This window comes from Mycobacterium marseillense, assembly GCF_010731675.1.
Taxonomy (GTDB): domain Bacteria; phylum Actinomycetota; class Actinomycetes; order Mycobacteriales; family Mycobacteriaceae; genus Mycobacterium; species Mycobacterium marseillense.
The window spans coordinates 2,844,546-2,857,155 of sequence record NZ_AP022584.1; the positions used below are offsets into that span (position 1 = coordinate 2,844,546).

At 71.1% G+C, this 12,610-nt stretch carries 12 protein-coding genes; 3 read left to right on the forward strand and 9 right to left on the reverse strand.

Annotation, left to right across the window (positions count from 1 at the left end; all coding sequences use genetic code 11):
• Positions 1 to 2 precede the first annotated feature (2 nt).
• From G6N26_RS12890 to G6N26_RS12915, 6 genes are all read right to left on the reverse strand, one after another.
• Entirely contained in the window at positions 3 to 572 is a 570-nt protein-coding gene (locus G6N26_RS12890; RefSeq protein WP_083020589.1) for a pentapeptide repeat-containing protein, read from the reverse strand.
• Positions 569 to 1,156 (reverse strand): GTP-binding protein, encoded by a 588-nt coding sequence (locus G6N26_RS12895; RefSeq protein WP_067165929.1) that lies wholly within the window; start codon positions 1,154 to 1,156, stop codon positions 569 to 571. Before G6N26_RS12895 ends, G6N26_RS12890 begins: the two co-directional genes overlap by 4 nt.
• Positions 1,137 to 1,520 (reverse strand): DUF742 domain-containing protein, encoded by a 384-nt coding sequence (locus tag G6N26_RS12900; RefSeq protein ID WP_067165926.1) that lies wholly within the window; start codon positions 1,518 to 1,520, stop codon positions 1,137 to 1,139. The genes G6N26_RS12895 and G6N26_RS12900 overlap by 20 nt, the downstream gene beginning before the upstream one ends.
• Positions 1,521 to 1,526: 6 nt before the next feature.
• Positions 1,527 to 1,928, reverse strand: a complete 402-nt coding sequence (locus tag G6N26_RS12905; protein ID WP_083020587.1) for a serine protease inhibitor — start codon at positions 1,926 to 1,928, stop codon at positions 1,527 to 1,529.
• Positions 1,925 to 4,699, reverse strand: a complete 2,775-nt coding sequence (locus G6N26_RS12910) for a sensor histidine kinase (protein WP_179960205.1) — start codon at positions 4,697 to 4,699, stop codon at positions 1,925 to 1,927. Before G6N26_RS12910 ends, G6N26_RS12905 begins: the two co-directional genes overlap by 4 nt.
• Before the next feature lie 256 nt (positions 4,700 to 4,955).
• Positions 4,956 to 5,561, reverse strand: a complete 606-nt coding sequence (locus G6N26_RS12915; RefSeq protein ID WP_083020503.1) for a class I SAM-dependent methyltransferase — start codon at positions 5,559 to 5,561, stop codon at positions 4,956 to 4,958.
• Positions 5,562 to 5,578: 17 nt separating this feature from the next.
• On the opposite strand from G6N26_RS12915, the gene G6N26_RS12920 reads away from it, so the two are divergent.
• Both G6N26_RS12920 and G6N26_RS12925 read left to right on the forward strand, forming a co-directional pair.
• Positions 5,579 to 6,043 (forward strand): tRNA (cytidine(34)-2'-O)-methyltransferase, encoded by a 465-nt coding sequence (locus G6N26_RS12920; protein WP_083020504.1) that lies wholly within the window; start codon positions 5,579 to 5,581, stop codon positions 6,041 to 6,043.
• A gap of 49 nt (positions 6,044 to 6,092) precedes the next feature.
• Positions 6,093 to 6,428, forward strand: coding sequence for a YciI family protein (locus G6N26_RS12925; protein ID WP_067176106.1), 336 nt, complete (start codon positions 6,093 to 6,095; stop codon positions 6,426 to 6,428).
• A 59-nt stretch (positions 6,429 to 6,487) separates the two neighbouring features.
• Here G6N26_RS12925 and G6N26_RS12930 read toward each other — a convergent pair whose 3' ends face one another.
• Both G6N26_RS12930 and G6N26_RS12935 read right to left on the reverse strand, forming a co-directional pair.
• Positions 6,488 to 7,135 (reverse strand): nitroreductase family protein, encoded by a 648-nt coding sequence (locus G6N26_RS12930; protein ID WP_067175951.1) that lies wholly within the window; start codon positions 7,133 to 7,135, stop codon positions 6,488 to 6,490.
• Positions 7,136 to 7,224: 89 nt separating this feature from the next.
• The gene (locus G6N26_RS12935; RefSeq protein ID WP_083020505.1) at positions 7,225 to 10,512 is read right to left on the reverse strand and encodes an error-prone DNA polymerase; all 3,288 of its coding nucleotides are present in this window, start codon (positions 10,510 to 10,512) and stop codon (positions 7,225 to 7,227) included.
• 55 nt (positions 10,513 to 10,567) lie between these two features.
• On the opposite strand from G6N26_RS12935, the gene otsB reads away from it, so the two are divergent.
• The gene (otsB, locus tag G6N26_RS12940; protein WP_083020506.1) at positions 10,568 to 11,719 is read left to right on the forward strand and encodes a trehalose-phosphatase; all 1,152 of its coding nucleotides are present in this window, start codon (positions 10,568 to 10,570) and stop codon (positions 11,717 to 11,719) included.
• Here the strand turns inward: otsB and G6N26_RS12945 are convergent.
• Positions 11,716 to 12,591, reverse strand: a complete 876-nt coding sequence (locus G6N26_RS12945; RefSeq protein ID WP_083020507.1) for a MaoC family dehydratase — start codon at positions 12,589 to 12,591, stop codon at positions 11,716 to 11,718. The genes otsB and G6N26_RS12945 overlap by 4 nt on opposite strands.
• Between the last annotated feature and the right edge of the window lie 19 nt (positions 12,592 to 12,610).

Genomic DNA, 12,610 nt, shown 5'->3' on the forward strand with positions numbered 1-12,610 from the left:
CCTCAGCCGTCGTCGTGCAGGCCCGCATCCAGTCGAAGCCCGTGCGCCAGCGCGAAGGCGATGGCCTGGTCGACGTCGACGCGGGCGCCGGCCAGCGACGCGGTCGTCCACAACCCGGGGTCGGCGAGGGTGCCGCGCAGATCGGCGTCGTCGAGCCGGGCGCCGGCGGTCCGCGCCCCGCGCAGGTCCGCGCCGCGGAGCACGGCCTTGCGCAGGTCGGTCTCCACCAGGCTGGTCTCCCGTAGTCTGCAGCCGCTGAAGTCGACGCCGCGCAGGTCGATGCCGGCGAGCACGGCGAGGGTGAAATCCACCTCGTCGAAGGTGATCGGGCGCAGCCGGCACTGCACGAACACCGACCCCAGCATGGAGCACTGGGCAAAAGAGCTGTGCCACAACGATGTTCGATGAAACGTGCAGTTGCGGAAGGCCGAACCGCGGTGTTGCGACTCGGCCAGGTTGGCGCCGCTGAAGTTGCATTCGGTGAACACGGTCCGCTCGGTCCGCAAGCGGCTCAGGTCTTCGTCGGTGAAGTCGTGGCCGTCGAACTCGCGGTCGACCCACTCGTCGGTCAATTGGGCGTCAGGGTGGCCAGGGCGTATTCGCTGACCGCGATCAGGGCGTCGGTCGCCGATCGGCGGTCGCGGGCGTCGACCGTGATCACCGGGATGTGCGGGGGCAGGGTCAGCGCTTCGCGCACCTCGGCGACCGGGTAGCGCGGGGCCCCGTCGAACTCGTTGACCGCGACCAAGAACGGCAGGTTGCGGTGCTCGAAGAAGTCGACGGCGGCGAAGCTGTCCTGCAGGCGCCGGCAGTCGACCAGCACCACCGCGCCGATCGCGCCGCGGACCAGGTCGTCCCACATGAACCAGAAGCGGCGCTGCCCCGGGGTGCCGAACAGGTAGAGCACCAGGTCTTCGGCCAGGGTGATCCGGCCGAAGTCCATCGCCACGGTGGTGGTCCGCTTGTCCGGGGTGGCCTCGAGCGCGTCGACGCTCGTCGAGGCGTCGGTGAGCATCGCCTCGGTGCGCAGCGGCATGATCTCCGACACCGCCCCGACGAACGTGGTCTTGCCGGCCCCGAATCCGCCGGCGATCACGATCTTGGTCGACGCGTGGGCGCCGGAATCTTGCTGCACCTCAGAGTGCGCGTAAGCCACGCAGGGTCCTTCCTATGAGTTCGTGGCGCTCATCGCGGGTCGAACGCTCGGACAACGTCCTGTGCACCCGAAGGTAGCCGGACAGCACCAAATCCCCGACCAGGACGCGCGCGACGCCGAGCGGCAGGTCCAGCCGGGCCGAGATTTCGGCGACCGACGGGCTCGGCGGGCCCTGGCCGCACAGCTGGATGATTCTGCCCCGCGCGTCGTTGGGCGGATACCGGTGGGGTACGCCGGGCTGCCGCGTCTGCAGCGGCGCTTCCAGGGGGAGCTCGACGTTGGTGTCAGTCCGCCCGGACGTCAGGGTGTAGGGGCGGACCAGGTTTCCCTTACGGTGTGCGGGCCAGGTCTCGGGGGTGTCCATCGCGGCTCACGAGTGGGCAGCGGACCGGCGGGTCGACTGCACCACGCCCCCGACCCGTTCGACGAGGACGGCCATCTCGTAGCCGATCTGACCGATGTCGCACGACGTCACGGTGAGCGTCGCCAGGTGCGAGCCGTCCCCGACGCGCATCAACAACAGGTAGCCGTTCTGCATCTCGACCACCGACTGCAGCACCTGGCCGCCCTCGAACAGCTGCGCGGCGCCAGTCGCGAGGCTGGCCAGCCCGGAGGCGACGGCGGCCAGTTGGTCGGCGCGTTCCCTGGGCAGGTGCTCGCTGGCGGCGATGGGCAGCCCGTCGACGGACACCAGCAGCGCGTGCGCGACGCCGGGGACCTCGCGGGCGAACCTGGTCACCAGCCAGTCCAGTGAGTTGTCGGGGGAGGTCATTGTTGATCGGGTCCTTGCTCCGTGTCACGGGCGTGCGAGCGTCCGGTGCGCACGCCGCCGAAGTGGTTGCTGAACGAGGCGCGCACCGCCTCGGGGTCCCGGGTGACGGCCGCGTGCTGCGGCTCCCGGTGCGACGGCGATCTGCCGCCCCGGCCGTGGTCGGGCTCGTCCCGTTCGGCCAGACCGGTTCCGTTGGCGCCGCCGGGCACCAGCCGGGCGCCGGGCGTGCGGACCGGCAGGCCGTGGTCGGTGGTGTGCGATTCGACGGGCTTGTCCTCGGCGGCCGCGGCCAGCGTCCAGCCGCGGTCCCAGACCGTCTGCCAGTCCAGGTCGGGGCTGTTGACCAGGTCATGCGGGTCGCCGAGCATCTCCGAGAGCATCCGCCGGTAGATGACGTCATCGTCGGTCGGCGGGGCGACGGGCTTGTCTTCCCGGGGTTCGCGGGAGCGGGCGGCGAAGAAGGCCGAGGTGTCCGACGCCGCCCGCAGCGGGGTGGGTTCGGGCGTGGGCTCCGCCGGTGGGGGCTCGGCGGGCCTGGCGGCGGGCGCGGGCGGCGCGGCCTGGGGCGCGCTTTCCCACCAGGGGGTTGCGAGCTCGCGGCGCCGCCTCGGGGGCGGTTGTTCGGCGGGCGGGGCGGGGACGTCGGTGATGCCGCTGGAACCCGGGTTGCGCCGCGGCAACAGGGTGACCGACGGCCCGGGCGCGGGCGGGGCGGTGCGGGCCGCCGGTTCGTGCGTGCCGTCGCGCCGCCCGGTGTCGTCGGCGGGCGGGGGCGCGGCGATCGCACTGGCGAGTTTGGCGCTCGGCGACGACACCGCCCGAATGTGCCGGGGCGCAGCCGATTCCACGGCGGCCAGGCCGGTGAGCACCGTGGGCGGCAGGTAGATCTCGGCGGTGGTGCCCGAGCCGGCCTCGTTGGCGGCGGGGCCGCGCAGCCCCACCCGGATGCCGTGCCGGTCCGCGATCCGGCCCACCACGAACAGGCCCATGTGGCGCGCGTTGTCGGGGCTGACGTCGCCGCCGGCCTGCAGCCGCATGTTGGCGATGCGCCGGTCGGCGTCGTTCATCCCCAGGCCGGAGTCGGCGATGCGCACCACGACTCCCCCTTGAGGATCTGAGCCGCTTCGCGACGCCGAGATCCGCGCGGACGTCGTCGGCGGCGAGTAGCGCAGGGCGTTGTCGATCAGCTCCGCGAACAGGTGGATGGCGCCACCGGCGGCCGCGCCGACCAGCGCGCACTCGGGCAGCCCGCCGATTTCGACGCGGCGATAGTCCTCGACCTCGGAGACCGCGGCGCTGATCACCGTCGCCAGCGGCACGGGGTCGCGCTGGTCGCGCGCGAGCTGGGCGCCGGCCAGCACCAACAGGTTGGCGCTGTTGCGGCGCAACCGCGCCGCCAGGTGGTCGAGCCGGAACAGACTGTCGAGGCGGTCGGGGTTCTCCTCGTTGCGCTCGAGCCGGTCGATGAGGGCCAGCTGCTGGTCGACCAGCGAGCGGCTGCGCCGCGACATGGTCTCGAACATGTCGTTGACCAGCAGCCGCAACCGCGCCTCGTCACCGGCCAGCAGCAGGGCCTGGGTGTGCAGTTCGTCGACGGCGTGGGCGACCTGGCCGATCTCCTCGGTGGTGTAGACCGGCAGTGGCGTCGGAATCGGTTCGGCCCCACCGGCTTTCACACGGGCGATCTCCTCCTCGAGATCGGTGTGGGCGACCTTGAGCGCGCCGTCGCGCAGGATGCGCAGCGGCCGCACCAGCGCGCGCGCCACCAGCAGCACCACGACCAGCGCGACGACGATCGCGGCCAGCACCACCACGGTGTCGACGATCGCGGAGTTGCGCCGGTCGTCGGCCTGGGCGTGCACCGCCTTGGTCACCGAGGCGGTGACGTCCTTGATGACCTGTCCGGCGATGTCGTCGGTGGCCTGGATGGACCGCAGCAGATCCGCGTTGTCGACGAGCACGCTGGCCGGATCGGACATGATCGCCATCCGGGCCACCATCTGCTGTTGCAGCGTCTTGGCCTCGGGCGACCCGGCACCGAGCACTTCGCTCATGCCGAACAGCGTCGACGGCTCGGTGCCCGCCAGGGTGGCCATCGAGGTGCGCAGCTGCGGCTCGGGCAGCTCGGCCCCCCGAGTGATGAGGATCTTCTGCATCGTCATCTGCCCGCGCGCGCCGACCGCCCGGCTCAATCCCTGGGCCTGGGCGCGGATGTGCTCGTCGTCGACACGCACCGAGGCATTGATGACGTCTTCGGCCGTCAACAGGATCGGCGCGTAGAGGGTCACCCGCTCCCGCAGGCCGAGGCCGGTGTCAGACGCCTTGCTCACCAGCATCTGGCCGCCGTCGAGCAGCGTGTTGACGCCCGATCGGACATCCTCGGTGACATCGGTGTCGGCCAGCCTGCCCTGCAGTTCGCCCTTGCGGGACTCGTAGTTCATTTTCGCGCCCGCGACGTCGCGCCCGCTGGAGCCGGCCTGCAACGCGACGTCCAGCGCCGACATGTATTTGGTAATCACCGGCACCACGTCGGCGCGGGTGGCGGCCAGTTTCAGACGCGCCGCGCTGTCCATCGCGGTGTGGATGCGCAGCACCCCGAAAACGGTCACCAAGACCAGCGGCACCAGCACGATCGCCAGTACCTTCCAGCCGACCGGCCAGTTGCCCAGCGACCAGGCGGGCGGGCGTTTGGCCGCCGCCGCCTCGGCGCCGGGAACCGGTGCGGGCGGGGAGGCATCCGCCTCGGCCGCGACGGCCGGGCGGCTGAACATGGTCACGTCATCGCGGCCGCACGACCGGCCGCTGCGCTGACCCTGAGCGCTGAACAAAACGAGAGGCTCATGAAACTTCCTGCTTTATTTCCACCCGCCCCGCGCCAGATAGGCGCGCGCGTGTAAGTGTGGCAATCCGACGAGTATGACAGCCCGCGGCCCAGCCCACCAGAATCGTTACTGAGCAGACAGGTCCCTCCAAGGTGGCACCGCCCGCCCGCGGTCACCCCTGGCAAACACGAATCCCGCGAAACGTCTAAGCGGGCCGAAGGATTGCGACCAGGAAGTCGGACTGGTCGGTGAACGGCCGCAGATCCCAGGTGGACAGCAGCACATCGATGGCGAACCCCGCGTCGGCCGCGTCGTTCAGGAACACGTCGAAGTCATAGTCGCGGCCGGCGCCGAAGCCGATCGCCGCGCGACCGTCGTCGGCGACGTGGGCGCGCAGCCGGCCCAGGACCTGGACCCGGGTGCTGGGGGCCAGAAACGTCATGACGTTGCCGGCCGAGACGATCACGTCGAAGGGTTCGGCGATGCCGCGCGCGGGCAGGTCGAGCTCGGCGAGGTCGCCGACCAGCCAACGCGGGCCCGGATGGTCGTGTTCGGCCGCGGCGATGAGCGCGGGGTCGACGTCCACGCCGACCACCTGGTGACCGGCGTCGGCCAGGTAACCGCCCAACCGGCCGGGCCCGCAACCGGCATCGAGGATGCGGGCGCCGCGGGGCGCCATGGCGTCCACGAAGCGGGCCTCGCCGGCCAGGTCGTCACCCGCGCGGGCCATGGCACGGAACCGCTCGATGTACCACTGCGAATGCCCGGGATCGGCAGCGACCTTCTGCATCCAAATGCTCGGCTCGACCATGCGACCATTATCGCGTTGTGTTCAAGCTGATGTTCCACTCCCCGCGCATCGCCCCCAACACGGGCAACGCCATCCGGACAGCGGCGGCGACGGGCTGCGAATTGCATCTGGTCGAGCCGATGGGATTCGACCTGTCCGAACCCAAGCTGCGGCGGGCGGGGCTGGACTACCACGACCTGGCCTCGGTGACCGTGCACGCCTCGCTGGCGGCGGCTTGGGACGCGCTGTCACCCGAGCGGGTGTTCGCGTTCACCTCGCACGCGCCCACCTCGTTCGCCGAGGTGCGCTACCGCGCCGGCGACGTGCTGATGTTCGGTCCCGAGCCCACCGGCCTGGACGCGGCGACGCTGGCCGATCCACACATCACCGCGCAGGTCCGCATCCCGATGCTGGCGGGCCGGCGCTCGCTGAACCTGTCCAACGCCGCGGCGATCGCCGTCTACGAGGCGTGGCGGCAGCACGAGTACGCCGGGGCGACCTAGGCCGTGACCGCCGCGGTGAATATCGGGCCCGCGGGGAGTCAGCATGGGCATGGCTACCTTCATCACCATCGGTTACGGGGACGCGGCCGGGTACGACCGCCTGAGCGACGACTGCAGGCGGGCCGCGCACGCGCGCGATGACGCACTGCGCGCGGCGGGTGCCCTGATCGGGACCGCCGGACGGCCCGTTCAGGTGCGCAATCCCGACGGCGCCGGCGTGCGGATCGAGCCAGGGCCCTATCTGGCCTCGGCGCTGCCGATCGCCGGATTCGCGGTCTTGGAGGCCGAAAACCTCGACGCGGCGATCGAGCGGGTGAGCCAGACCCCGTGCGCCGTCGGGCACGGAGTCGTCGAGGTGTGGCCGCTGATGTCCTGGCCGACCTAGCTCTCTCTGATGGTGGCGACCCGCTGCGCCCGGCTATGCCGCCCTTGCGATCGCGACGGTCACCAGCTGTTCCAGTGCGTGACCTGCTCGGCGGGCAGCCGCTTGGCGGGGCGGAAGTCGGTGCCCTTGGTGTAGGCGATCGGGAACAGGCCGCCCTGGCTGTAGCGGTCGTGCGGGATGCCGAGCACCTCGGCGGCCTGCCGGTCGCCGTCGTTGATCAGGTGCAGCGTGGTCCAGCAGGTGCCAAGCCCGCGGGAGCGCAGCGCCAGGCAGAAGCTCCACGCGGCCGGGAACAGCGACGCCCAGAACGACGCGCTCAGTCCCAGCGGAGCCTTGTCCGGGCGGCCCTCGAGGCAGGGGATCATCAGCACCGGCGCCTCGTGCATGTGCTCGGCGAGGTAGAGCGCGGAGTCCTTGACCTTGGGCATCCGCTCGCCGCGGGTGTCGCCCTCTGGATACTCGGCGGACGGCAGGCTCAGGTAGCCGCGGGCGTTGGCCAGATAGATGTCGGCGATGGCCTTCTTCTTCTCGGCGTCCTCGACGAAGATCCATTGCCAGCCTTGCGCGTTGGAGCCGGTGGGCGCCTGCAGCGCGAGTTCGAGGCATTCCATCAGCACGTCGCGGCCCACCGGCTTGTCGAAGTCGAGGCGCTTACGGACCGAGCGGGTGGTGGTGAGGACTTCGTCGGCGGACAGGTTGAGGGTCATGGGTGGAGCCTACCGACCGCCGCGAAAGTGCAACTAGCGACACGTTTCTCGAGTAACACCGTCGGTAGTTGCACTCTCGCGACGCATCTTCACCGGAAGTCGCGCGATTTCGAGCCGACCGCCAGGGTGATGCGGCCCAGCCGCTCGGCGACGACGGTGATCGCTCCGGTGGCGTTTTGGACCTGCCCGCGCACCAGCAGCGCCGGCGCCGAGTTCGCCAGCTTGCGATGCCGCGCCCACACCCCGGGCGCGCACAGCACGTTGACCATCCCGGTCTCGTCCTCCAGGTTGAGGAACGTCACCCCCTGGGCCGTGCCGGGGCGCTGCCGGTGGGTCACCGCGCCGGCGATCAACACGCGGTCGCCGTCGGGCACCGATCCCAGCTTCTCGGCGGGCACCACCCCCATCGCGTCCAGGTCTTCCCGCAGGAACTGCGTCGGGTAGCTGTCCGGGGAGATGCCGGTGGCCCACACGTCGGCGGCGGCCAGTTCCAGCTCACTCATCCCGGGCAACGCCGGCACGTGCGAGGACGAGCCCACCCCGGGCAAGCGGCCCGGCCGCTGGGTTGCCGCCGCCCCGGCCGCCCACAGCCCCTCGCGCCGGGACATGCCGAAGCAGGCGAAAGCCCCGGCGGTGGCCAACGCCTCGGTCTGCGGCACGCTCAATTGCAGCCGCGACGTCACATCCAGCAGGGAACCGAACGGGCCGTGGGCTTTTCGCTCCTCGACCAGTTGTTCGGCCAGGTCGTCGCCGATATGGCGGACCGCACCCAGACCGAGCCGGACCTCGGTTCCCGCGCGCTCCAAGGTGGCGTGCGCCAGGCTGGCGTTGACGTCCGGGCCGTGCACCGTCACGCCGTGCCGGCGCGCATCGGCCACCAGCGACTGGGGCGAGTAGAAACCCATCGGCTGCGCGCGCAGCAGCGCCGCGCAGAATGCCGCCGGGTGATGCAGCTTGAACCACGACGAGTAGAAGACCAGCGACGCGAAGCTCAGCGCGTGGCTTTCCGGAAAACCGAAATTGGCGAACGCCTCCAGCTTTTCGTAGGTGCGGTCGATCACCTCGTCGGAGGCACCGTGCAGCGTGCGCATGCCCTCGTAGAACCGGCCGCGCAGCCGTTGCATCCGCTCGGTGGAACGCTTGGATCCCATGGCGCGGCGCAGTTGGTCGGCCTCGGCAGCGGAAAACCCGGCACAGTCGACCGCGAGCTGCATCAGCTGCTCCTGAAAGAGCGGCACCCCCAACGTCTTTCGCAGCGCCGACTCCATGGACGGGTGGTCGTAGACCACCGGGTCCAGGCCGTTGCGCCGCCGGATGTAGGGGTGCACCGACCCGCCCTGGATGGGGCCGGGGCGGATCAGCGCGACCTCCACCACCAGGTCGTAGAACACCCGCGGCTTCAGCCGCGGCAGGGTGGCCATCTGCGCGCGCGACTCCACCTGGAACACGCCGACGGAATCGGCGCGGGCCAGCATCTCGTACACCGCCGGCTCGGAGAGGTCCAGGCGGGCGAGGTCCACCTCGATCCCCTTGTGCTCGGCCACCAGGTCGATGGCGTAGTGCAGCGCCGAGAGCATGCCCAGCCCGAGCAGGTCGAACTTCACCAACCCGATTGCCGCGCAGTCGTCTTTGTCCCATTGCAGGACGCTGCGGTTCTCCATCCGTGCCCACTCCACCGGGCACACGTCGGCGATCGGGCGATCGCAGATCACCATGCCGCCGGAGTGGATTCCCATGTGCCGCGGCAGGTTCCGGATCTGGTTCGCCAGGTCGATCACCGGCTCGGGGATGCCCTCGACATCCGGGGAGTCCGCCAGCCCGCTCCAGTGATTGATCTGCTTGCTCCACGCGTCCTGCTGACCCTGCGAGAAGCCCAGGGCGCGGGCCATGTCGCGCACCGCGATCTTGCCCCGGTAGGTGATGACGTTGGCGACCTGGGCTGCGTAGTCCCGGCCGTATTTGTCGTAGACGTACTGGATGACCTTTTCGCGCTGATCGGACTCGATGTCCATGTCGATGTCGGGCGGCCCGTCGCGGGCCGGCGACAGGAAGCGCTCGAACAGCAACTCGTTGGCCACCGGATCGACGGCGGTGACGCCGAGGGCGTAGCAGACCGCGGAGTTGGCCGCCGATCCCCTGCCCTGGCACAGGATGTTGTTGTCCCGGCAGAACCGGGCGATGTCGTGCACCACCAGGAAATAGCCCGGAAACTGGAGCTGGGCAATGACTTTCAGCTCGTGCTCGATCTGGGCGTACGCGCGCGGTGCGCTCGGCCCGTAGCGGTCGCGCGCCCCGGCCATGGCCAGCTGCCGCAGCCAGCTGTCCTCGGTGTGCCCGTCGGGCACGTCGAACGGCGGCAGCTGGGGCGCGATGAGCGCCAGCCCGAACGCGCACTGCTCGCCCAGCTCGGCGGCCGCGGTCACCACGTCGGGGCCCCCAAAAGGCACCTGCGCGAACAGCCGGGCCATCTCCTCCCCGGAGCGCAGGTGCGAACCGCCCAGCGGGGCCAGCCACCCGGCGGCCGAATCCAACGACTCCCGGGCCCGGATGGCGCCCATCGCCATGGCCAGCCGGCGCCGCGACGGCCCCGCGAAATGCGCGCCGGTGGTGGCGACGGCGCCGACCCCGAAGCGCGGGGCCAGCGCGGCCAGCACCGCGTTGCGTTCGTCGTCGAGCGGTTGACCGTGATGGGTCAACTCGACGCTGACCCGCCCGGGGCCGAAGCGGTCCACCAGGTCGGCCAGCGCCCGCTCCGCCGCGTCCGGACCTCCGTCGGAAAGCGCTTGGCGCACATGGCCTTTACGGCACCCGGTCAGGATGTGCCAGTGCCCGCCGGCGGCCTCGGTCAGCGCGTCGAAATCGTAGCGGGGCTTGCCTTTCTCGCCTCCGGCCAAATGCGCCGCGGCCAGCTGCCGCGACAGCCGCCGGTATCCCTCGGGGCCGCGGGCCAGCACCAGCAGGTGCGGGCCGGCCGGATCTGGCCGCTCGGTGCGGGCCTCGCCGCCCAGCGACAGTTCGGCGCCGAACACGGTACGGATGTCGAGCTCGGCGGCCGCCTCGGCGAACCGCACCGCCCCGTACAGGCCGTCGTGATCGGTGAGCGCCAGGGCGCGCAGGTCCAGCCGGGCCGCCTCCTCGACCAGCTCCTCGGGCGTGCTCGCCCCGTCGAGGAAGCTGAACGCCGAATGCGCATGCAGTTCCGCGTAGGCGACGGACGAGCGGGACGCCCGGCCATCCCCCGGCGGCCGGTACGACGCGCGCTTGCGCGACAGGGGGGCGTCCTCGGGGAGCCCCGCCGGCTCACCGGCGCGGCGTGGCTTGCTGTCGAGCACCCGCTCCATTTCCGCCCAACTCGGCGGCCCGTTGAACCAGCCCACACCCGCAGTCTATCGAAAGTATGTTCGATAGTCGCCATCGTGAGAGGGTTGGCTCATGCCGGTCATCATCGATCCGCGCCGCCATGACGCGGTGCTGTTCGACCTGGAAACCGACCTCGGCTCGTCGCTGGCCGCGCGGCTGCGCGGGGCCGGGGTGGGCGCCGCCGTCGTCTCGGAGGACGGCCCGCTGCCGGCAGCCGCGGGCCTGAACGTACGCCCGGGCCGCGCCGTCGTCGTCGCCGAGAAGACGGCCGGCATCGAGGCCGCCCGCGCCGCGGGATTCGCCTTGGTGATCGGCGTCGGGCCGGCCGAGGGCGCCGCCGCGCTGCATGACGCCGGGGCCGACGCCGTGGTCGGCGACCCTGGCGAGGTCGGCGTGCGTACCGGGGACCTCCGGATGTCGCAACTGCCGGATGCGTTGCAGGCCTTGGCCGATGGCCTGGCCGACCGGCGACCGGCCGTGTTCTTCGACTTCGACGGCACGCTGTCGGACATCGTCGACGACCCGGACGCCGCGCGGCCCGTCGCCGGGGCGACCGAGGCGCTGGAGAAGCTGGCCGCCCGCTGTCCGGTCGCGGTGCTGTCCGGACGCGATCTCGCCGACGTGGCTGAACGTGTTGGGGTACCGGGCATTTGGTATGCGGGCAGTCACGGTTTCGAGCTGACCGCGCCCGACGGGACACACCATCAGAACGACGCCGCGGCCGCGGCCATCCCGGTGCTGGAGCAGGCGGCGGCCCAGCTGCGCGACCAGCTCGGCGGAATCCCCGGAGTGGTGGTGGAGCACAAGCGATTCGGCGTCGCCGTGCACTACCGCAACGCCGAACGCGACCGCGTCGGTGAAGTGCTGGCCGCGGTACGCGCGGCGGGCCGCCGCGACGCGCTCCGGGTGACCACCGGCCGTGAGGTCATCGAGCTGCGCCCGGATCTGGACTGGGACAAGGGAAAAACGCTGCGCTGGGTGATCGATCACCTGCGCCAGGGCGGGTCGGGATCACTCACGCCGGTCTACCTCGGCGACGACATCACCGACGAGGACGCGTTCGACGCCGTGCGCGACGGAGATGTCCAAGGGGTGCCGATCCTGGTGCGGCACAGCGACGATGGCGATCGCGCCACCGCGGCGCTGTTCGCGCTGGACAGCCCCGCACGGGCCGCGGAGTTCACCGACCGGCTGGCAGACCTGCTCCCAGGTTCGCAGCGTTAGGCGTATTCCACCGCGCCGTCGTCGAGCACCACGCGGGCGGCCCCATCGTCGCCGTCGGCGGCAGAAGACGCCTCGGTGCGAAACACCGCCTTGCCCTCCCCGGTGCGCCAGATCAGCGTGGTCAGTGTCTCGCCGGGGAACACCGGCGAGGTGAACCGCGAGGCGATCGAGGTGATGTTGGCCGCGACGCCCCCGCCGAGCTCGGCCACCAGCGCGCGACCCGACACCCCGTAGGTGCACAGCCCGTGCAGGATCGGCTTGGGGAACCCGGCCAGCTCGCGGGCGAACCACGGGTCGCTGTGCAGCGGGTTGCGGTCACCGGAGAGCCGGTAGATCAGCGCCTGGTCTTCGCGGGTGGGCAGCGAGATCCGCGCGTCGGGCTCGCGGTCCGGGAACTCCGGCGCGACCGGCCGCTGACCCGGCATCCCCCCGAACCCGCCCTCGCCGCGGATGACCAGCGTGGTGAGCGTCTCGGCGATCAGCTGCCCGGAGTCCGGGTCGGTGCCCCGGCCGCGCAGCACCAGGATCGCGTTCTTGCCCTCGCCCTTGTCCTGGATGTCGGCGACCTCGGAAACCACCGAGAGCTTGCCCGCGGGCGGCAACGGGGCGTGCAGCCGGATGCTCTGCGATCCGTGTAACAGCATGGCCCAGTTGAACTTTCCGACCAGGCCCGCCGCGCCGAAGGCCGGACAGCAGATCACCGCGTAGGTGGGCAGCACCTGCTGGTCGATGTCGTGGCTGTTCTCGGTGGTGAACGCCAGGTCGTCGATCCCGGCGCCGACACCGAGCGCGTAGAGCAGCGTGTCCCGGTCGGTCCATTCGAAGGGCATGGGTTCGGTCACCGCGCCGACGGCACTCGGGTCAATCGCCATCAGGGCCTCCTTTTCCAGA